The sequence below is a fragment of the Mesorhizobium kamtschaticum genome (genome assembly GCF_056174585.1).
This window is the reverse complement of record NZ_CM149691.1, coordinates 6,342,502-6,360,320: the sequence shown is the minus strand read 5'-3', so window position 1 is coordinate 6,360,320 and position 17,819 is coordinate 6,342,502. Positions and strand designations below refer to the sequence as shown.

Sequence of the window (17,819 nt, the reverse complement as noted above, 5' to 3'; positions counted from 1 at the left end):
CAAATTAGAGTCGAGTAACGAAAGGGGAACAACAATGACAAAGACGATACTCCAACTCACCACGGCACTTGCCCTCGTGACGATGGCCGGTGCGGCGCAGGCCGCCGATTGCAAGATCACCGTCGGCCTCGTCATGGAACTGACCGGCCCGGCCGGCGAATACGGTCAGGCCGGCGCCAAGTCGGTCGAAATGGCTTTTCGCGATATCAACGCAGCCGGCGGTGTACGCGGCTGTGATCTCGCCACCGACACGCGTGACAGCCAGAGCCAGGGCAACATCGCTGTCGATGCCGCGACCCAGCTGGTTCAGGTCAAGAAGGTGCCGGTCATCATCGGCGGCATCATCTCCTCGGTGTCGATCCCGATCCTGACCTCGGTCACCGCCCCGGCCAAGATCGTCCAGGTCTCGCCGGCTTCATCGTCCCCGACGCTGACCGCGCTCGGCCGCGACGGCAAGACCAACGGCATCTTCTTCCGCACCATCACCTCCGATGCGCTGCAGGGCGTCGCGGCCGCCAAATATGCCATCGACAAGGGTTTCAAGAAGCTGTCGATCATCCACGTCAACAATGACTTCGGCGTCAACATGGTGGCCGAATTCTCGCGCGCCTACAAAGCGCTCGGCGGCACCATCGTCTCCGACACGCCCTACAACGAGAAGCAGTCGAGCTACGCCTCGGAAGTGACGGCGGCGATGGCCGGCGAACCTGACGGGCTCTATCTGGTCAGCACGCCGGTCGATGGCGCAACCGTTGCCCGCACCTGGATTTCGCAAGGCGGTGTGCAGAAATTCCTGCTCAATGACGGCATGAACAGCCCGGACTTCATCGAGTCGGTCGGCGCCGATTATCTGAAGGAAGCCTACGGCACCTCATCGGGCACCAGCCCGACCGCCTCCACCGACTACTTCATGAAGAACTACAAGGAATTCTCCGGCATCGAGCCGTCGAACCCGGCGGCCGACCGTTCCTATGATGCCGGCGCCATCGTTGGGCTTGCCATCGCCATTGCTGGCTCCGAGGATCCGGCCAAGATCAAGGATGCCATGTACAAGGCGGTCGATCCGGCCGGCACGCCGATCTTTGCCGGCAAGGAAGAATTCGCCAAGGCGCTCGGCCTGATCAAGGACGGCAAGCCGATCCGCTACGAAGGCGTCATCGGCCCGGTCGCCTTCGACAAATATGGCGACATCACCGGCCCGTTCCGGCTGTGGAAGATCGTTGACGGCAAGGTGACGACCGACGGTGAAATGACCACTGACGACGTCAACGCGCTGCAGGCCAAGCTTCAGTAAGGCCGCGCAACTCTTCCGGCATCAATCGCGTCACATCGCGATTGATGCCGGCATCGCCTAGGGCAGGCCGATATCGCTTGCACGGCAGGCGATCCCGAATAGGATCGGCCGGCTGCAATTGAGGGATGGCGAGCGTGTTGGACGGAAATACTCATCGGGCCATCCGGTCGGCGGATGCCGACGATGCGCTTCGCCGCACAGGCGCCTGAGCCCGATGTCGCCCGAAACGCAACGACTTCTGTCCGCCCTTGGCGATCGGCTGGGCGCCGGCGGCGTGCTCGCCGGCTCCGATGTCGACCAGCGCTATCGCGACGATCCCGACGGCAAGCTTGGCGTGCTGCCCGAAGTGGTGCTGCGTCCGCGCGATACCGTTGGTGTCGCGGCGGCACTCGCGGGGTGCAATGCTCTCGGCCAGCCGGTCGTGGTCCAGGGTGGACGCACCGGACTGGCCGGCGGCACACGCGTGCAGCCGGGCGAGATCGTGCTGTCGCTGGAGCGCATGACCGACCTGGCCGCGCCGGATCTTCAGGCAGCCACCATCGTCGCCGAAGCCGGTGCGACGCTGCAGTCGGTGCAGGAGGCGGCCGATGGCGCCGGGCTGATGTTCGGCGTCGATATCGGCGCGCGCGGTTCGGCCACGGTCGGCGGCAACATCGCCACCAATGCAGGCGGCATCCGCGTGCTGCGCTACGGCATGTACCGGGCGCAGGTGCTGGGGCTGGAGGCTGTGCTGGCCGACGGCAGCGTGCTGTCCTCGCTCAAGGGCTTGCCCAAGGACAATTCCGGCTACGACCTCAGCCAGCTCTTCATCGGTGCGGAAGGGACGCTTGGCGTCGTCACCCGTGCCGCGCTCCGGCTACATCCGAAACCGGCATCGGAGGTGAACGCCTTCTGTGCGCTCGCTTCGCTCGATGCGGCGATCGCCTTGCTCGGCCTGCTGCGGCAAAAGCTCGGCCCGTTACTGTCTGCCTATGAGGTGAATTTCGCACCGCTCTATGACGTCATGGTTGCCAGCATGGCCATGCCGGCGCCGTTGCCGGCGGGTTCACCCGTCTATGTGCTGGCCGAGATCCAGGGCAGCGAGCCCGAACGCGACGGCGAGCGCTTCGCCGAGGTGCTGATGCAGGCGGTCGAGGACGGCGTGGTCGACGATGTCGTCGTCTCGCAGTCGCCACGCGAATTCCGCGCGCTCTGGGACGTGCGGGAGGACGCCAACCGCATTCTGTTTTCGATAAAGGGTCTGATCGGCGTCGACATCAGCATCCCCTTGGCGCGCATGGGAACATTCCTGCAAGAAGCCGACGCCGCCATCCATGCCGTCGATCCCGCCGCCGACATCTATGTCTTCGGCCATCTCGGCGACGGCAATCTGCATTATCAGGTGCTGACGGCGGATCCGGCGGCGGCCTACGGCATCGTCTATCGTGGCGTGGCGGCGGCGGGAGGCGGCGTTTCCGCCGAGCATGGCATCGGCCTCGACAAGAAGCAGTGGCTGCATCTGGTGCGCAGCGATGCCGAGATCGCCGCGATGCGGCGGCTGAAGACGGCGCTCGACCCGAAGAACATCCTCAATCCAGGACGTGTCTTCGACCTCGATCCAACGGCAGCACCCCGATGACGGGTGTTCGATAACTCAGCTCCGTTCCGTCGCCATCTGCCTGGGGATCAGGAAACGGGCGGCGAGCACGCAGAGCAGCACGGTGAACATCAGGATCAGCGCCACCAGTGCGTTGATGTCGGGCGAAAAGCCAAGCCGCATCATCGCCCATAGCCTGACCGGCAGCGTGCTTTGCGTGCCGGTGACCAGGATGGTGATCATCGTCTCGTCGAACGACAGCGCGAAGGCCAGGATGGCGCCGCCGACCATGGCGCTCGACAGGTTCGGCAGGATGATGCGCCAGAAGGTCTGCCAGCCGGTGGCGCCGAGATCGTAGGACGCTTCGACCAGCGTGCGGCTCATCGACTGCAGCCGCATCAGCACCGTGCGATAGACGATCGCCAGCACGAAGACGGTGTGGCCGATGACGACCGTCAGCAGCGAGCGTTCGAGGTGGATTTCGCGAAAGAAGATCAGCAGCGCCAGGCCGCTGATGATCGGCGGCATCAGGAACGGCAGGAAGATGATGAACTGCAGGAAAGAGCGTCCGGATCGGCGGCCGTGATAGTAGAGCGCCAGCAGCGTTCCGCTGACCACCGAGAGGATGACGGTGCACAGGCCGACGATCAGCGTCGTGCGTAAGGCAGCCAGGATGTCGTGGTTTTCGGCCAGCGCGACATAGGTCGAAAGCGTCGGTGACGACCAGTCGACATTGCCATGCGAAATGGTGAAGAACGACGACACGATCGGCACGAACAGCGGGCTGTAGAGCAGCACCGCGACCAGTGTCGTGAGCGCGGCCAGGAAGATGGTGGAGGGCCGGGGCAGGGCGTTCATATCGACGTCCCCCGATTGCGTCCGAAGCGTTCGCCGACGAGGATGGCGCAGATCACCACGATCGCCAGCGCCACCGAAAGTGCGGCGCCGAACGGCCAGTTATAGGCCGTGCCGAACTGGCTGTAGAGGATGCGGCCGAAGGTGAAGCCGCTTATCCCGCCGACCATCTGCGGCGTCAGGAAATCGCCGATCGCCAGCACGAAGACGAAGCTCGCCGCCGAGGCAACGCCTGGCAGGCTGAGCGGCAGAGTGATGCGCAGGAATGTCTGCCAGCCGCTGGCGCCAAGGTCATCCGAAGCGCGCAGCAAGGTCTGCGGGATGCGCTCCAGCGACAGGAAGATCGGCAGGATGGCGAAGGGGATCAATAGCAGGCTCAGCGTCAACAGGATGGCGTTCATGTTGAAGACGAAAAGCGTCGACGGCTGATCCAGGATGCCGAGCGCCACCAGCGCCTTGTTGAGGAAGCCGTTGAGGCCGAGGATGCTGCGGATCGCATAGATCTTGATGACGTAGCTCATCAGCAGCGGCACCAGAAGCAGCATCAGCAAGGCATAGCGCCAGCGCCCCTTGAGCGTCGTCAGGAAATAGGCGGCGGGATAGGCGAGCAGGATGCAGATGATGGCCACCGACACGCACAGCACGATGGTGTTCCAGAACACCGGGAGGAAGATCGGATCGGTGAAGAACCTGATATAATTGCCCAGCGACAGTCCGTAGACGATCGTGCCCTGGTCGACGCTGAAGAAGCTGTAGCCGAGGAAGATCGCCAGCGGCACCAAGACAAAGATCACCGGCAGCGCGAAAGCCAGCACCGTCACCAGCAGCGACAATCGCCTTTCCGCGGGATGTATCGAGCCGGCGCTCATGCCAGCACCAGATGGCCTTCATGCGGCGCAAACGAAAGCGAGACCGTGTCGCCTGACTTGAGTGCGCTGCCGTCGATCCGGCTCGGCATGCGCAGCCGCAGCCGTTGCGCGGCATCGCCGCCAGCCGTGATGGTGGCGACGGTCGACGAACCGGCAAAGGCCAGATCGGCGATGGTGCCGGAAAAGCGGTTGCCGCTGTCCGTTGCATCCGCAAGACGCAACGCCTCTGGACGGAACGCCGCGAAGGCGCTCGCACCATCCGCTGCAGCCTTCAGATGCGGCTGGTCGATGATTGAGCAAACCAGACGCCCGAGTGCCGTCTCGATCGATCGCTGCTCGCCCTGGACCGGCCCAAGCTTTCCGGCCACCAGATTGTTCTCGCCGAAGAAGCGCGCGACGAACTCGCAATTCGGCTTGTAGTAGAGGTCGTGCGGCGTGCCGAGCTGGCGGATATGGCCGGCCTGCATGACGCAGATCCGGTCGGCCATGCCGATCGCTTCTTCCTGGTCGTGGGTGACAAACAGGAAGGTGGTCTTGATCTCGCGCTGGATGGATTTCAGGAACTCCTGCATCTGCCGGCGCAACTCCAGGTCGAGTGCCGCGAGCGGCTCGTCGAGCAGGATCAGGCGCGGCTGGCAGATCAGCGCCCGGGCGAGCGCGACGCGCTGGCGCTGGCCGCCGGAAAGTTGCGCCGGAAAACGGTCGGCGAAACGCCCGAGCTGCACCAGCTCCAGCGCTTCCGCGACACGGCGCGCGATCTCCTTGCGCTGGATATGGCGCACCGAAAGTCCATAGCCGACATTGCCGGAAACGGTCATATGCGGGAACAGCGCATAGTCCTGGAACACGGTGTTGAACGGCCGCTTGTTGATCGGCATGCGGCTGATGTCCTGACCGTCCAGCCGGATCTCGCCCGCGGTCAGCGGTTCCAGCCCGCCGATCAGCCGCAGCACCGTGGTTTTGCCCGAGCCCGACGGTCCAAGCACGGTCAGGAACTCGCCGTCCTTGATCGACAGGTCGATGTCGTGCAGCACGGGAACCGTGCCGTAGGATTTCGAGACGGACCGCAGCGTCAGCAGGTCGGCGTTCTGGTTCATAAGCTATTCTCGCATACGCTGCGGCGGTCCGGAACGTCCGGACCGCCGGATCCTTCGAAGTCAGGGTGCGGAAAGGATCAGGGAGTCGCCTTGATCTCGTTCCACAGATCCGAACGCTTGAGCGGATCCTCGACATTGTTGAGCCAGACCAGCTTGTCATTGCCGCCGGCGCTGCTCGACTCGACCACGGTGTTGCCGAAGCCGGTGCGCTCGGAGAGCTCGCCGCTGACCTTTTTCGTCAGCATGAAGTCGATCCACTTCTCGGCCGCCGCATTGTCGCGGACGCCCTTGGAGATGACCCAGTTGTCGAGCCAGGCCAGCGCGCCTTCGCTTGGATTGACGTAGGCGACATGGGCGCCGATCTTCTGCAGCGCCTTGACCTGCTGCTGGCCGTAATTGGCCCAGATCAGGGCAACGTCATTGTTCTGATAGATCTGCTGTGCCTCGTCGGCGGTGGTGTAGAAGCTCAGCACGTTGCGCTTGAGCTCGACCAGCTTGGCCTTTACCGCCGCCATCTGCTCCGCGTCGAGGTTGAACGGATCCTTGTAGCCGAGCGTCAGTGCGGTGAACGAGAAATTGTGCTCGCCATTGTCATAGGCCAGGATCTTGCCCTTGTAGGCCGGGTCCCACAGCACCGACATCGATGTCGGCGCCGGCTTGACCTTGTCGGTGTCGTAGATCAGGCCGATGGAGTCGAAGCAGAATGGAATGCCGTAGACCTTGCCGTCCTTGGTGTCGCCGCTGACCTGTGACAGATCGCGGAAGCGCGGCAGCACCTCTTTCTGGTTGGGCAATTTGGTGACGTCGATCGGCGACACCAGATCGGCCTTGATGTAGCGCTGCAGCTGGGCGGTGTTGACGGCGAAGACGTCGAAGTCCTGCCCTTCGCTGCCCTTGATCTTGGCCCAGATCTCATCATCGCTGCCGATGAAGACGACATCGACGCCGATGCCGGTGGCGGCGGTAAAATCCTTCACCCAGTCCGGGTCGGCGTAGCCGTCCCAGGCCAGCACGCGAAGGTTCGCGGCCAGCGCCGCCGAAGTCATCAGGCCGATGCCGAGTCCGATTGTCGCTAATCTCAGAAACGCTTTCTTCAGTCCCATTTTCAATCTCCCATTGTCGTTCTGGTGGACCGTAATTTTCGGGCCTGCGCCGTCACAGCGGGGTGACGGTGACCAGTCCCTCGTCCGGCACCGAGACCATCCGGTTGCGCAGCGGCTTGCCGAATGTCTGTGCCTGGATTTCATACTCGTCGCCGGACGCCGTCTTGACGCCGGAGGCGTAGCTCATCACCGCCGCGCCGAAGAAATAGGCATGCAAATCGCCCGCCCTGCGGTGCATCGGGTAGCGGAAATGGAAATGTTCGAGATTGGCGATCGAGTGCGACATGTGCGTCTCGCCCGACAGGAACTCCTGTTCCCAGACCACGGCACCGTCGCGCAGGATGCGGGAATGGCCGCGCACTTCTTCGGGCAACTCGCCGACCAGAAGCTCCGGCCCGATCGAGCAGGAGCGAAGCTTGGAATGGGCGAGATAGAGATAGTTTTCGCCTTCGGTCACATGGTCGGAATATTCGTTGCCGAGCGCGTAGCCGATGCGGTAAGGGCGGCCATCCGGCCCATTGAGGTAAAGCCCGACGATCTCGGCTTCCTCGGCGCCGGCACGTGCGAAGGCCGGCATGGGCAGATCGGCACCGGGCGGCACGACGCAGGTGCCGACGCCCTTGAAGAACCATTCCGGCTGGATTCCGATCTTGCCGACGCCTGGCTTGCCGCCTTCCAGGCCCATCTTGAAGATCTTCAGCGAATCCGATTCTTCGGCGTCCTCGCCATGTGTCAGCAAGTGCATCTGGTTGCGCGCAGCGGCACTTCCGGTGTGGGTGAGGCCGGTGCCGGTGACCAGGAAGCGCGCCGGCTCGGGGTGATCGACAGGAGCCAGCACGCGGCCATCGCGCAACAGCTCGTCATAGTCGACTGACGCGGTGCCCGTCCGCTTCTCGACCAGTGATGCGATGTACACGCCCTCGGCGATCGCCGCCTCGGCGAGTTCCAGCACGCTGCCGGTCTTGTCGAGCGGATGCAGGTGATTGCCGTCATCGGAGACGCGGCCGACCCGCCTGCTGCCATCCGGCATTCTGTACTGAACAAGACGCATGAAACTAACCTTCTTCCTTTTGGTACGGTGCGGGTCACACCCAGCCCGCATCGACGATGAACTGCTGGCTCGTGCACATCAGGCTGTCGTCGGCGGCGAGGAACAGCGCCATGCGCGCGATATCGGAGGGCTGCAGCCGGTCGGGCAGGCACTGCCGTTCCGCGATCTGGCGCTCGCCGGCCGGGTTCAGCCACAGCCGCATCTGGCGCTCGGTCATTACCCAGCCCGGCACCATGCAGTTGACGCGGATGCGCTCGGGGCCGAGTTCGCGGGCCAGCGCCCGCGTCATGCCGTAGACAGCGGCTTTCGCGGTGACATAGGCCGGGCAATCGGGATCGCCGACCATCCAGGTGATGGAGCCGAAATTGATGATCGAGCCGCCGCCCAGCGAGCCCATCTGTGGGCGCACCGCCTGGGCGGCGAAGAACTGGTGGCGCAGATTGACCGCCATGCGGTCGTCCCAGTATGCGACCGTCACGTCCTTGGTCTGGTGACGGTCGTCATTGCCGGCATTGTTGCACAGCACCTGGATCGGGCCGTTGTGCCGCATCGCTTGCACGGTCGCAGCCTGCAGCGCCTCGACATCGCGCAGGTCGCAGGGAATGAACCGCGGCGCCGAATGTCCTTCGGCCGTGATCGCATCGACCAGGCGCCTTGAAGGCTCTTCAGCCAGATCGACGAAGGCGACACGGCTGCCTTGCGCACAGAAATGCCGCACCAGGCTTTCGCCGATGCCGCTGCCGCCGCCGGTTATGAAGACGCTACGGCCCTCGAGGCTCGGGTAGGTCGCGTAGCTGCCGATCTGATCCGTCATTACGCGCCTCTCCTAATGGGAATGCCGGGGAATGCCGGCGTCGCGCCGGCCGACGAGAAAGTCGAAATCACAGCCTTGATCCGCTTGCAGCACGCGCTCGACATAGAGGCTCTGATAGCCGCCTTCGGGCGGCGCCGGTGGCTTCCAGTCGCGGCGGCGGATCGCCAGTTCTTCGTCCGACAACAGCAACTCCAGTCGCCTGCCGGCGACATCGAGCTCGATGAGATCGCCGTCGCGCACCAGCGCCAGCGCGCCACCTGCCGCGGCCTCAGGTGCCACATGCAGCACCACCGTGCCATAGGCGGTGCCGCTCATGCGCGCGTCCGAGATGCGTACCATGTCGGAGACACCCTGCTTGAGCAGCTTCGCCGGCAGCGGCATGTTGCCGACCTCGGCCATCCCGGGATAGCCGCGCGGTCCGCAATTCTTCAGCACCATCACCGAGGAGGCGTCGATATCCAGCTCCGGATCGTCGATGCGGGCGTAGTAGTGCTCGATGTTCTCGAACACGACGGCCTTGCCGCGATGCTGCATCAATTCGGGCGTTGCCGCCGACGGCTTGATGACCGCCCCGTTGGGCGCCAGATTGCCACGCAGGATCGAGATGCCGCCTTGCTCGGTCAGCGGCGCGCTCATCGGCCGGATGACCTCGCTGTTGTAGTTGGGCGCGCCATCGATCAGTTCACCAATGGTCTTGTCGCTGACGGTCATGACGTCGCGATGAAGAAGCCCCACTTCATCAAGCGACGCCATGACCGCAGCTAGCCCCCCGGCATAGTAGAAATCTTCCATCAGGAACCGGCCCGACGGCATCAGGTCGACAATGGTAGGCACGTCGCGGCCAAGCCGGTCCCAATCCTCGAGGCTGAGATCGACGCCGATCCGATTGGCGATGGCGATCAGGTGCAGCACCGCATTGGTCGAGCCGCCGATCGCCCCATTGACGCGAATGGCATTCTCGAATGCCTCCCTAGTCAGGATCTGCGCAATCGTCACGTCCCTGCGGACCAGCTCGACGATCTGGCGTCCGGCCATCTGGGCGAGCACGCCACGGCGCGAATCCACCGCCGGGATCGCTGCATTGTCCGGCATGCCGATGCCGAGTGCTTCCACCATGCTGGCCATGGTCGAAGCCGTGCCCATCGTCATGCAACTGCCTGCCGATCGGCTCTGGCCCTGTTCGGCGGCGAGGAAGTCGGCGACCGGCATACGGCCGGCCTTCACCTCTTCGGCGAATTTCCAGACATGGGTGCCGGAACCGATATCCTGTCCGCGGAACTTGCCGTTCAGCATCGGTCCGCCGGAGACGGTGATGGTCGGCAGGTTGCACGAGGCAGCCCCCATCAGCAGCGCCGGTGTGGTCTTGTCGCAGCCGACCAGCAGGATGACGCCGTCGATCGGATTGCCGCGGATGGATTCCTCGACATCCATGCTGACCAAATTGCGAAACAGCATGGCCGTCGGGCGCATGTTGCTTTCGCCCAGAGACATCACCGGGAACTCCAGCGGCAGGCCGCCGGCCTCGTAGACGCCGCGCTTGACGTGATCGGCGAGCGCCCGCAAATGGGCATTGCACGGCGTCAGTTCCGACCAGGTGTTGCAGATGCCGATCACCGGGCGGCCGTCGAAAGCGTCGGCGGGGATGCCCTGGTTCTTCATCCAGCTGCGGTGCATGAAGGCGTTCTTGCCTTCACCGCCGAACCAGGCTTCGGACCGCAGTTTGCGTCTGGTCTCGGTCACGATGTCTGTTCCCGATCCTGGCGGCGCTTGTTGCGGTTCTCGACGCTGCGGCGCACGTCTTCCTCGGCATTGTCGATGAGCACCAGCAGCGCCTTTTGCGCACCGAATGCGTCCCCGGCGGCGATCTTCTCGGCCACCTCGCGATGCAGCGGCAAGGAGTGGCGCTGCCCCTCCGGATTGTCGTTGGAGAGGCGAAAGCTCATCACCAGCGCGGTTTCGACCAGCGCCGCCAGCGAGCCGATCAGCTCGTTGCCGGTCATGCGCAGGATGGTCTGGTGGAAGACCAGATCGGGCTTGGCGAAACGGTCGCCGTCATCGCTCAGCGCTTCCATTTCAGCGAGTGCCACATGGATCTCGGCGATCTGTGCCGGCGTGGCGCGCTGGGCGGCAAGTGCTGCCGACATCGGCTCGATGGCGCGGCGCAGTTCGAACAGCGCGCGGACATCGTCGGCGCTGACACCGCCGGCGTAGCGCCAGGACAGCACGTCCGGATCGAGGAAATTCCAGTCGGCGCGCGGACGCACCTTTGTGCCGGTCTTGGGCCGCGATTCGACCAGCCCCTTGCCCGCCAGCACCTTGATCGCCTCGCGCAGCACCGTGCGGCTGACCCCCAGCATCTCGCTGGAATCGTCGGCGTTGGGCAGGGCCTCGCCGGGCAGGAAGTCGCCCTGCACGATGCGCAAACCGATCTGCTCGACGACGGTCGCGTGCAGCGCGGTGGAGCCGCTGGAAACCGCCACGGCAACCCGCGAGGTGCGCGCCGTGCTGAAAGATTTCTTATTCTTCATACTATTCATATGATATGTCTTATAGCCGTGGCGATTGGAGTCAAGGGATAGGGGAGCGCCGATGACAAAGAATTCCGCTGCCGTTGCCGCGCAGCACACGGAGCTGGTCTCGATCAGTGACGGCTTGGCGACGGTCGAGCTTGCTCCGGCCGCCGGTGGCGCCCTGGCGTCGTACCGCTGGTGGCACAATGGCTCTGCGGTGGATTGGCTACGGACGGCCGATCCGGCGGCGGTCGATCGCCGCGATGCCGGTGCCATGGCCTGCTTTCCGCTCGTTCCCTATTCCAACCGCATAAGGGAGGGCCGGTTCGAATTCGCAGGTCGCACCATCCAGCTTCCCACGGCCGCCGATGATCCGCATCACGAGCACGGCCATGGCTGGCGTCACCCCTGGACGGTCGTCAGGCATGAAGCCAGCACGATCGTCCTGCGCTATCGCCACGCCGCCGATTCCTGGCCATGGAGCTATGAGGCCGAGCAGGAGATTTCCTTGGCTGACGGCACACTTTGCATGACCATTAAGGTGCGCAACCTGTCGGACGCGCCGATGCCGGTTGGCTTCGGCCTCCATCCCTATTTTCCGTCAACGCCGTGGACGCATGTCCAGGCGCCGGTGTCCGGCATGTGGGAGACGGATACGGAGGTTCTGCCCGTCCGGCATGTCCTGCCGCCGGCAGGCGCCGATCCATCCATCGGTTTTGACGTATCGGAGGTGGATTTCGACACGGTTTTCACCGGATGGGCGCGCCGCGCCCGGATCACTTGGCCGGAGCAGGGGCGGCAGCTGGACATCGAGGCCGAGGCGCCGCTCGATTTCCTCGTCCTCTACACGCCGCCGGGTGAGCCGTTCTTTTGCGCCGAGCCGGTCAGCAACATCACCGATGCCTTCAGCCGGATGGGCGAGGACATCAACACCGGATGCATTGTGCTGGCGCCCGGGCAGATGCGATCCGCCAGCGTTCGCTTCACGCCGTCATTGGCTGTTTGACCCGCCGCAAGGTGAGGCCGGATCAGAACGGATAGTGCTGGCCCGGATCCTCGATCGTCACCCAGCGCAAATCGGTGAATTCGGCGATCGAGGCCTTGCCGCCGAAGCGGCCGTAGCCGGAGCCCTTGACGCCGCCGAACGGCATCTGTGCCTCGTCGCCAACGGTCGGACCATTGATATGGCAGATGCCGGCCTCGATGCGCGCGGCGACTGCCATCGCTCGCTTGATGTCGCGACTGAACACGGCCGACGACAGGCCATACTCGGTGTCGTTGGCAACCCGCACGGCCTCATCCTCGCCTTTCACCCGGATCACCGGCTTGACCGGCCCGAAGGATTCTTCGGCGTAGACGCGCATCGCCGGCGTGACATGGTCGAGCAGCGTTGCTTCAACCACAGTGCCGGTGCGCTTGCCACCGGCAACCAGCTTCGCGCCCTTGGCGACGGCATCAGCGACGAGCTCTTCCATCTTGTCGGCCGCCTGGCTGCTGATCAGCGAGCCCAGCACCACATGACCGCGCGGGTCTCCGGCCGGCAGCTGCGACGCACGGGCGGCCAGCTTGGAAACGAATTCGTCGGCGACCTTGTCATCGACGATCAGCCGCTCGGTCGACATGCAGATCTGGCCCTGATGCATGAAGGCGCCGAAGATGGCGGCGTTGACCGCTGCATCGATGTCGGCATCGTCCAGCACCAGCAGCGGCGCCTTGCCGCCGAGTTCGAGCAGCGCCGGCTTCAAGTGCCGGCCAGCGAGTTCGGCGATGATCCTGCCGACTTTTGTCGAGCCGGTGAAGTTGACGCGCTTGACAGAGGGATGCGCGACCAGCGCCTCGACGATTGCAGCGGCATCCCTGGGGTCATTGGTGACGACATTGATGACGCCCTTGGGCAGGCCGGCCTCGACCAGCACCTGGCCAATCAGCCGGTGTGTGCCGGGGCACATTTCGGATGCCTTCAGCACCACCGTGTTGCCGCAGGCGATCGGCATGGCGATGGCGCGGGTGCCGAGAATGACCGGCGCATTCCATGGCGCGATGCCGAGGCAGACGCCGGCTGGCTGGCGGATCGCCATGGCCAGCGTGCCCGGCTTGTCGGAGGGGATGATCTCGCCCGAAATCTGCGTCGTCATCGCCGCTGCCTCACGCAGCATGTTGGCGGCCAGCATGACGTTGAAACCGGCCCAGGGACCGGTGGCACCTGTCTCTTCCATCATCAGCTTGGTGAATTCGCCGACCTTCGAGGCCATCACATCAGCTGCCTTGGACAGCAGAGCGCGGCGTTCGCCCGGACCGGTCTTCGACCATGCTGGAAAGGCGGCCGCGGCGGCTTCGACCGCGGCATTGGCGTCGGCCACGCTGGCCGCTGCGGCGCGTGTCGCCAGCTTCCCGGTGAACGGATCCATGCGCTCGTAGGAAGCCGAACCGGACGCATCCCTTTTGTCGCCGTCGATCAGAAGTCCGATATCCATGACTGTCTCCCTCGCTCCATTGGGAGCGTGCTCATTGAATTAGAAGCCGAACATTTCGGCATTGATCGATGCTTCGAGGCCACCGTCAACCGGCACGTTGGCGCCGTTGATCCAGCGCGCGCCGTCCGAGCACAGGAACAGCACGACCGGGGCGATATCGCCCGACGTGCCGGCGCGGCCGACCCTTGCGATGTCGCTGTCGACGCGGGCGTCGCCAAGCACGGTGCGGAACTGTTTCAGGATCGGCGTCTCGACCGGGCCGGGGCTGACCGCATTGACGCGGATGCCACGGCGTTTGAACAGATCCTGGTGCGCCGCGCGGAAGGTCCACAACAGCAGCAGTTCCTTGGAAACGGGATAGCCTTCCTCGTTCCTGACCGCGTGCGTGCAGACCACGTCGGTGACATCGGGAAAGCCCTCGATGGCGACCATCGAGGCGGCGCGGCTCAGGTTGGCGCGCCAGCCATAGCCGGCGATCGAGGCGACGTTGATGATGGCGCCGCCTTCGCGAAGTCTTGGCGCGAGGCCTTCCGAAAGTGCCCTGAGGCCAAAGAAATTGACGGCCAGTGTCGATGCCGCGCCGGTACTGCCGGAAAGGCCGGCGACATTGCAGAGCGCGTCGATGCGCTGCGGCAGGCGCGCGATGAGATCGTCGACACCGGCTTTCGAGGAGATGTCGGCCTTGACGAAACTGCCAACCACTGCCGCCGGCTCGCGCACATCGACGCCGATGACGTCGGCGCCGAGCTGGCCGGCGAGCTCCGCCGTGCGGGCGCCGATGCCGGAAGCGACGCCGGTGATGAGGATGGTCTTGCCGAAAAGCATGGTCATGCCTTCTCCTGATGCTGTGTGGTTCGCTCCGGCGAAGGCGCGGTGCTGTCATCGGCCGGAGCATTTCCCGGAAGCCTGACACGGTAGCCGACTGGCAGCAGGCGTAGGCCGAAGCGCTCCTCGATCGTTCCCCACAGGCCGCGCGGCAGGAAAAGCGAGAACAGCACGGCCGTGGCGCCGAGGCCGACCAGGTACCAGACGCCGGTGCCGCCGAACCAGGTCTCGATGAGGAAGAACACCAGCGCGCCCAAAATGGCGCCCTCGAACGTGCCGATGCCGCCGACCAGCACCATGAAGATCATGTAGGCCGTCCACTGCACGTTGAAGTAGGTTTTCGGCTGGAAGGTGATGGAGGTCGCCAGCCACAGCGCGCCGGCGATGCCGATGCCGAAAGCGGCAAGCACGAACAGCAGCCGCTTGGTGCCGGTGACGCGCACACCGACCGAGGCGGCGGCATCCTCATTGTCGCGGATGGCGCGGATCGCGGCACCGGTGTTGCCGCGCAGCAGGCCGAACAGGACGGCGAGCAGGGCGGTCATCGAGGCCAGCGCCAGCCAGTAGATCGTTACCCGTCTGGTGCCGGCGTCGTAGACGTTGAGCGAGATCAGCGAGGTGCCGGTTTCGCCCTGCACCAGCCGGTCGAGATTGACCAGCAGATGCGTCAGCGCCGCGATCACCCACATGCCGATAGCGAACTCGCCGTTCCTCAGCCGCAGCATGAACAGCGAGAGCGGCCAGGAGATGGCGCCGACGACAACAGCCGAAACGAAAAGCGAGGCGAAAGGGTTGAGCCCGGCATCGGCCAGTCGGATGGCGAAATAGGCGCCGAGTCCGAAGAACACCTGCTGGCCGACCGAGACCAGGCCGCCGAAGCCGGCCAGCGCGTTCCACATCGCCGCCAGGATCACATAGATGAACAGCGCGGTCATACGGTCGACCGCGCCGGCCGACAGGAACTGCGGTGCGATCGCAAGCAGTGCGATGATGATCGCCACCGCAATGGCGGCGAGCCGCGACGTCGCCGTGCCGCGCTCGATGACCGGCGAGGTCGAGACGGCGCTCATGACGCGCTCCGGGAAGGCAGGCGCAACAGGCCGCGCAGGCCAAGGCCGGATGTCGAAAGCCGCACGAACAGCACGACGAGGAACACGGCATGGCCGCCGATCAGAAAACCTTGCGGGTGCACCTGGGCACCGAGCGTCTGGGCGAGCGCCAGCACGATGCCACCGATCAGCGTTCCCCACAGCGAACCAGCACCGCCGATCACCGCCGCCTCGAAAGCAAACAGCAATTGCGGCGCGCCGGCATAGGGATCGAAGGTGGCGCGCATGCCGAGGAAGGCGCCGGCAAGGCCGACCGTGACCATGGCGATGGCTGCGGCTATCGCATTGGCGCGGCGCGCATCGACGCCGACCAGGCCGGCCGTATCAGGGTCTTCGGAAGTGGCGCGGATCGAACGGCCAAGCCTTGTGCGGGTGAGGAACAGTTGCAGCCCGCCAAGCAGGATCACGGCGGTGGCGAACATGATGACGGCGAGCTTGCCGACGTAGATGCTGCCCGGCCATTCCCAGGAATCATAGGACAGGCTGCCGATATAGGGCGCCAGCGAACGGGTGTCGGCGCCGAATTGCTCGAACAGCATGTTGTCAATGACGATGGCGAGGCCAAACGTGGTCAGGATCGGCAGCAGCGCCCCGCCGCGCGCACTGCGCTCGAGCAGGAAGCGCTGCAGCGCCCAGCCGATCAGAGCCATCAGCGGCAGCACGATGAGCAGGCCGACAAAGGGCGAGACATGGAACCGGGAGGCGAGCCACCACAGTGCAAAGGCGGCGAACACGGCGAGGCTGCCATGGGCGAGGTTGATGATCCGCATCACCGAAAACATGAAGGACAGGCCGCAGGCGATCAGCGCGTAATAGCCGCCAAGCAGAATGCCCTGAATGATCTGGTTGCTCATGCCGGAACGCTCCCAGGGCTTTTCCGGTGCAGGCCGAAATAGGCCTTGGTCACATCGTCGCGCGAAACCGTCTTGCTCGGGCCTTCCAGCGCGACCCGCCCTTCGAGCATGCAGATGACCCTGTCGGATACCGAAAGCGCGCGGTTGAGGTCCTGTTCGACGAGGATGATCGTCGTGCCGGAAGCGATCAGCCCCTGAAGGGCCGCATAGACACGGTCGACGATCAGCGGCGACAGGCCGAGCGAAACCTCGTCGAGCAGCAGCACGTCGGGATTGCTCATCAGCGCCCGGCCGATCGCCGTCGCCTGCTGTTCACCGCCCGACAGGTGACCTGTCTTTGCGTGGCGGCGCGGCTTCAGATTGGGAAACATCTCCAGCACTTTGTCGACGCTCCAGTCGCCTGGGCGGCCGGCGGTCTTGCCGAGCAGAAGGTTTTCTTCCACCGTCATCTGCACGAACAGTTTTCGTCCCTCCGGCACCAGCGCGATGCCCATGCCGACGCGCCTGTGCGATGGCACGCTGGTGAGGTCGGCGCCGTCAAGCAGCACGCGGCCGGCCGCCGGCTGGTGCGCGCCGGCGATCGCCCTGAGCAGCGTCGTCTTGCCAGCGCCATTGGCGCCGACCAGCGCCAGCGTTTCGCCACGCTCGACAGAGAAGCTGACGCCACGCACCGCCTGCAGCAAGCCATGCCGGACAACCAGGTTCTCGACCGACAGCAGGCTCATTTTGGGCCTCCGCCGAGATAGGCGCGCACGACCTCGGGGTCGGCCATGACCGCTTGCGGCTCGCCGTCGGCGATGATTTTTCCCGCATCCATGCAGATCAGCCGCTCGGCCACCTGCAGCAGGATGTGGACGATGTGCTCGATCCAGACGATGCCGATCTTGCGCCGGCGCAACTCCTTGATCGTGTCGACAAGTTCGCTGGCCTCGCCGTCGGTCAGCCCGCCGCCGATCTCGTCCAGAAGCAGCAGCGTCGGTCGCGCGGCAAGCGCCCGCGCCAGTTCCAGCCGCTTGCGGTCGAGCAGGCCGAGCGTCTCGGCTCGCCGGTTGGCAACGCCCAGCATGCCGCACAATTTCAGCGAACCGAGCGCTTCCTCATAGGCCTCGTCACGGCCGAGGCCGGCGCCATGCGAGGCGGCGACGAAGACATTCTCGAAAGTGGTCATGCCGCTGAACGGTTTCGGCAACTGATGCGTGCGCACCAGACCGAGTCGGCAGCGCTGCGTCGCCGGCAGGGACGTCACGTCGCCGCCTTTGAAGCTGACCGTCCCCGCACTCGGCGGAAAGGCGCCCGAAAGCACGCTGAGCAGCGTCGTCTTGCCGGCGCCGTTCGGGCCGACAATGCCGACCGCCTCGTCGGCACCCATCGTAAAGTCGACGGCATCC

General features: G+C 64.7%; 17 protein-coding genes. 3 read left to right on the top strand and 14 right to left on the bottom strand.

The window, feature by feature from the left end:
• Positions 1 to 34: 34 nt before the first annotated feature.
• Positions 35 to 1,294, top strand: a complete 1,260-nt coding sequence (locus tag AC0V7N_RS31585; protein ID WP_027034008.1) for an ABC transporter substrate-binding protein — start codon at positions 35 to 37, stop codon at positions 1,292 to 1,294.
• A 214-nt stretch (positions 1,295 to 1,508) separates the two neighbouring features.
• Positions 1,509 to 2,912, top strand: coding sequence for an FAD-binding oxidoreductase (locus AC0V7N_RS31580; RefSeq protein WP_475452106.1), 1,404 nt, complete (start codon positions 1,509 to 1,511; stop codon positions 2,910 to 2,912).
• 15 nt (positions 2,913 to 2,927) lie between these two features.
• Here the strand turns inward: AC0V7N_RS31580 and AC0V7N_RS31575 are convergent, their stop codons facing one another.
• The 8 genes from AC0V7N_RS31575 to AC0V7N_RS31540 form a co-directional block, all read right to left on the bottom strand.
• Complete coding sequence (locus AC0V7N_RS31575) at positions 2,928 to 3,728, bottom strand: ABC transporter permease (RefSeq protein ID WP_475452105.1); 801 nt, start codon at positions 3,726 to 3,728, stop codon at positions 2,928 to 2,930.
• A complete protein-coding gene (locus tag AC0V7N_RS31570) occupies positions 3,725 to 4,558 on the bottom strand; it encodes an ABC transporter permease (protein WP_475452103.1) in 834 nt (277 codons plus the stop codon). The genes AC0V7N_RS31575 and AC0V7N_RS31570 overlap by 4 nt, the downstream gene beginning before the upstream one ends.
• 32 nt (positions 4,559 to 4,590) lie before the next feature.
• Positions 4,591 to 5,691, bottom strand: coding sequence for an ABC transporter ATP-binding protein (locus AC0V7N_RS31565; protein ID WP_475452101.1), 1,101 nt, complete (start codon positions 5,689 to 5,691; stop codon positions 4,591 to 4,593).
• A 77-nt stretch (positions 5,692 to 5,768) separates the two neighbouring features.
• Positions 5,769 to 6,794 carry an ABC transporter substrate-binding protein gene (locus AC0V7N_RS31560; RefSeq protein ID WP_475452099.1) on the bottom strand — a complete coding sequence of 342 codons (1,026 nt, stop codon included), beginning with the start codon at positions 6,792 to 6,794 and terminating at the stop codon, positions 5,769 to 5,771.
• Between the two features lie 52 nt (positions 6,795 to 6,846).
• A complete protein-coding gene (araD1, locus tag AC0V7N_RS31555; RefSeq protein WP_475452097.1) occupies positions 6,847 to 7,845 on the bottom strand; it encodes an AraD1 family protein in 999 nt (332 codons plus the stop codon).
• Between the two features lie 34 nt (positions 7,846 to 7,879).
• Complete coding sequence (locus AC0V7N_RS31550) at positions 7,880 to 8,659, bottom strand: SDR family NAD(P)-dependent oxidoreductase (protein WP_475452095.1); 780 nt, start codon at positions 8,657 to 8,659, stop codon at positions 7,880 to 7,882.
• Positions 8,660 to 8,671: 12 nt separating this feature from the next.
• Entirely contained in the window at positions 8,672 to 10,399 is a 1,728-nt protein-coding gene (locus AC0V7N_RS31545; RefSeq protein ID WP_475460579.1) for an IlvD/Edd family dehydratase, read from the bottom strand.
• Entirely contained in the window at positions 10,396 to 11,187 is a 792-nt protein-coding gene (locus tag AC0V7N_RS31540; protein ID WP_496627497.1) for an FCD domain-containing protein, read from the bottom strand. The genes AC0V7N_RS31545 and AC0V7N_RS31540 overlap by 4 nt, the downstream gene beginning before the upstream one ends.
• Before the next feature lie 61 nt (positions 11,188 to 11,248).
• Between AC0V7N_RS31540 and AC0V7N_RS31535 the strand changes: the two genes are divergently transcribed.
• Positions 11,249 to 12,175: an aldose 1-epimerase gene (locus tag AC0V7N_RS31535; RefSeq protein WP_475452094.1), complete on the top strand. Its 927-nt coding sequence runs from the start codon at positions 11,249 to 11,251 to the stop codon at positions 12,173 to 12,175.
• A gap of 22 nt (positions 12,176 to 12,197) precedes the next feature.
• Here AC0V7N_RS31535 and AC0V7N_RS31530 read toward each other — a convergent pair whose 3' ends face one another.
• The 6 genes from AC0V7N_RS31530 to AC0V7N_RS31505 are packed head-to-tail and all read right to left on the bottom strand — an operon-like array spanning position 12,198 to position 17,800.
• Positions 12,198 to 13,643, bottom strand: coding sequence for an aldehyde dehydrogenase (locus tag AC0V7N_RS31530; protein ID WP_475452092.1), 1,446 nt, complete (start codon positions 13,641 to 13,643; stop codon positions 12,198 to 12,200).
• Between the two features lie 39 nt (positions 13,644 to 13,682).
• On the bottom strand, positions 13,683 to 14,468 hold the full coding sequence (locus AC0V7N_RS31525) for a coniferyl-alcohol dehydrogenase (RefSeq protein WP_496628040.1): 786 nt from the start codon (positions 14,466 to 14,468) through the stop codon (positions 13,683 to 13,685).
• Between the two features lie 2 nt (positions 14,469 to 14,470).
• The gene (locus tag AC0V7N_RS31520; RefSeq protein ID WP_496627496.1) at positions 14,471 to 15,538 is read right to left on the bottom strand and encodes an ABC transporter permease subunit; all 1,068 of its coding nucleotides are present in this window, start codon (positions 15,536 to 15,538) and stop codon (positions 14,471 to 14,473) included.
• Positions 15,535 to 16,431, bottom strand: coding sequence for a branched-chain amino acid ABC transporter permease (locus AC0V7N_RS31515; protein WP_475452089.1), 897 nt, complete (start codon positions 16,429 to 16,431; stop codon positions 15,535 to 15,537). The genes AC0V7N_RS31520 and AC0V7N_RS31515 overlap by 4 nt, the downstream gene beginning before the upstream one ends.
• Complete coding sequence (locus AC0V7N_RS31510; RefSeq protein ID WP_475452087.1) at positions 16,428 to 17,156, bottom strand: ABC transporter ATP-binding protein; 729 nt, start codon at positions 17,154 to 17,156, stop codon at positions 16,428 to 16,430. The genes AC0V7N_RS31515 and AC0V7N_RS31510 overlap by 4 nt, the downstream gene beginning before the upstream one ends.
• Positions 17,153 to 17,800, bottom strand: coding sequence for an ABC transporter ATP-binding protein (locus AC0V7N_RS31505; RefSeq protein WP_475460577.1), 648 nt, complete (start codon positions 17,798 to 17,800; stop codon positions 17,153 to 17,155). Before AC0V7N_RS31505 ends, AC0V7N_RS31510 begins: the two co-directional genes overlap by 4 nt.
• Between the last annotated feature and the right edge of the window lie 19 nt (positions 17,801 to 17,819).

Bases quoted from the DNA above. Each gene is read 5' to 3' on its own strand.
- AC0V7N_RS31540 (WP_496627497.1), bottom strand. From the start codon at position 11,187: ATGAAGAATAAGAAATCTTTCAGCACGGCGCGCACCTCGCGGGTTGCC.
- AC0V7N_RS31565 (WP_475452101.1), bottom strand. From the start codon at position 5,691: ATGAACCAGAACGCCGACCTGCTGACGCTGCGGTCCGTCTCGAAATCC.
- AC0V7N_RS31525 (WP_496628040.1), bottom strand. From the start codon at position 14,468: ATGCTTTTCGGCAAGACCATCCTCATCACCGGCGTCGCTTCCGGCATC.
- AC0V7N_RS31560 (WP_475452099.1), bottom strand. From the start codon at position 6,794: ATGGGACTGAAGAAAGCGTTTCTGAGATTAGCGACAATCGGACTCGGC.
- AC0V7N_RS31550 (WP_475452095.1), bottom strand. From the start codon at position 8,659: ATGACGGATCAGATCGGCAGCTACGCGACCTACCCGAGCCTCGAGGGC.
- araD1 (WP_475452097.1), bottom strand. From the start codon at position 7,845: ATGCGTCTTGTTCAGTACAGAATGCCGGATGGCAGCAGGCGGGTCGGC.
- AC0V7N_RS31535 (WP_475452094.1), top strand. From the start codon at position 11,249: ATGACAAAGAATTCCGCTGCCGTTGCCGCGCAGCACACGGAGCTGGTC.
- AC0V7N_RS31510 (WP_475452087.1), bottom strand. From the start codon at position 17,156: ATGAGCCTGCTGTCGGTCGAGAACCTGGTTGTCCGGCATGGCTTGCTG.
- AC0V7N_RS31575 (WP_475452105.1), bottom strand. From the start codon at position 3,728: ATGAACGCCCTGCCCCGGCCCTCCACCATCTTCCTGGCCGCGCTCACG.
- AC0V7N_RS31530 (WP_475452092.1), bottom strand. From the start codon at position 13,643: ATGGATATCGGACTTCTGATCGACGGCGACAAAAGGGATGCGTCCGGT.
- AC0V7N_RS31580 (WP_475452106.1), top strand. From the start codon at position 1,509: ATGTCGCCCGAAACGCAACGACTTCTGTCCGCCCTTGGCGATCGGCTG.
- AC0V7N_RS31515 (WP_475452089.1), bottom strand. From the start codon at position 16,431: ATGAGCAACCAGATCATTCAGGGCATTCTGCTTGGCGGCTATTACGCG.
- AC0V7N_RS31585 (WP_027034008.1), top strand. From the start codon at position 35: ATGACAAAGACGATACTCCAACTCACCACGGCACTTGCCCTCGTGACG.
- AC0V7N_RS31505 (WP_475460577.1), bottom strand. From the start codon at position 17,800: ATGGGTGCCGACGAGGCGGTCGGCATTGTCGGCCCGAACGGCGCCGGC.
- AC0V7N_RS31520 (WP_496627496.1), bottom strand. From the start codon at position 15,538: ATGAGCGCCGTCTCGACCTCGCCGGTCATCGAGCGCGGCACGGCGACG.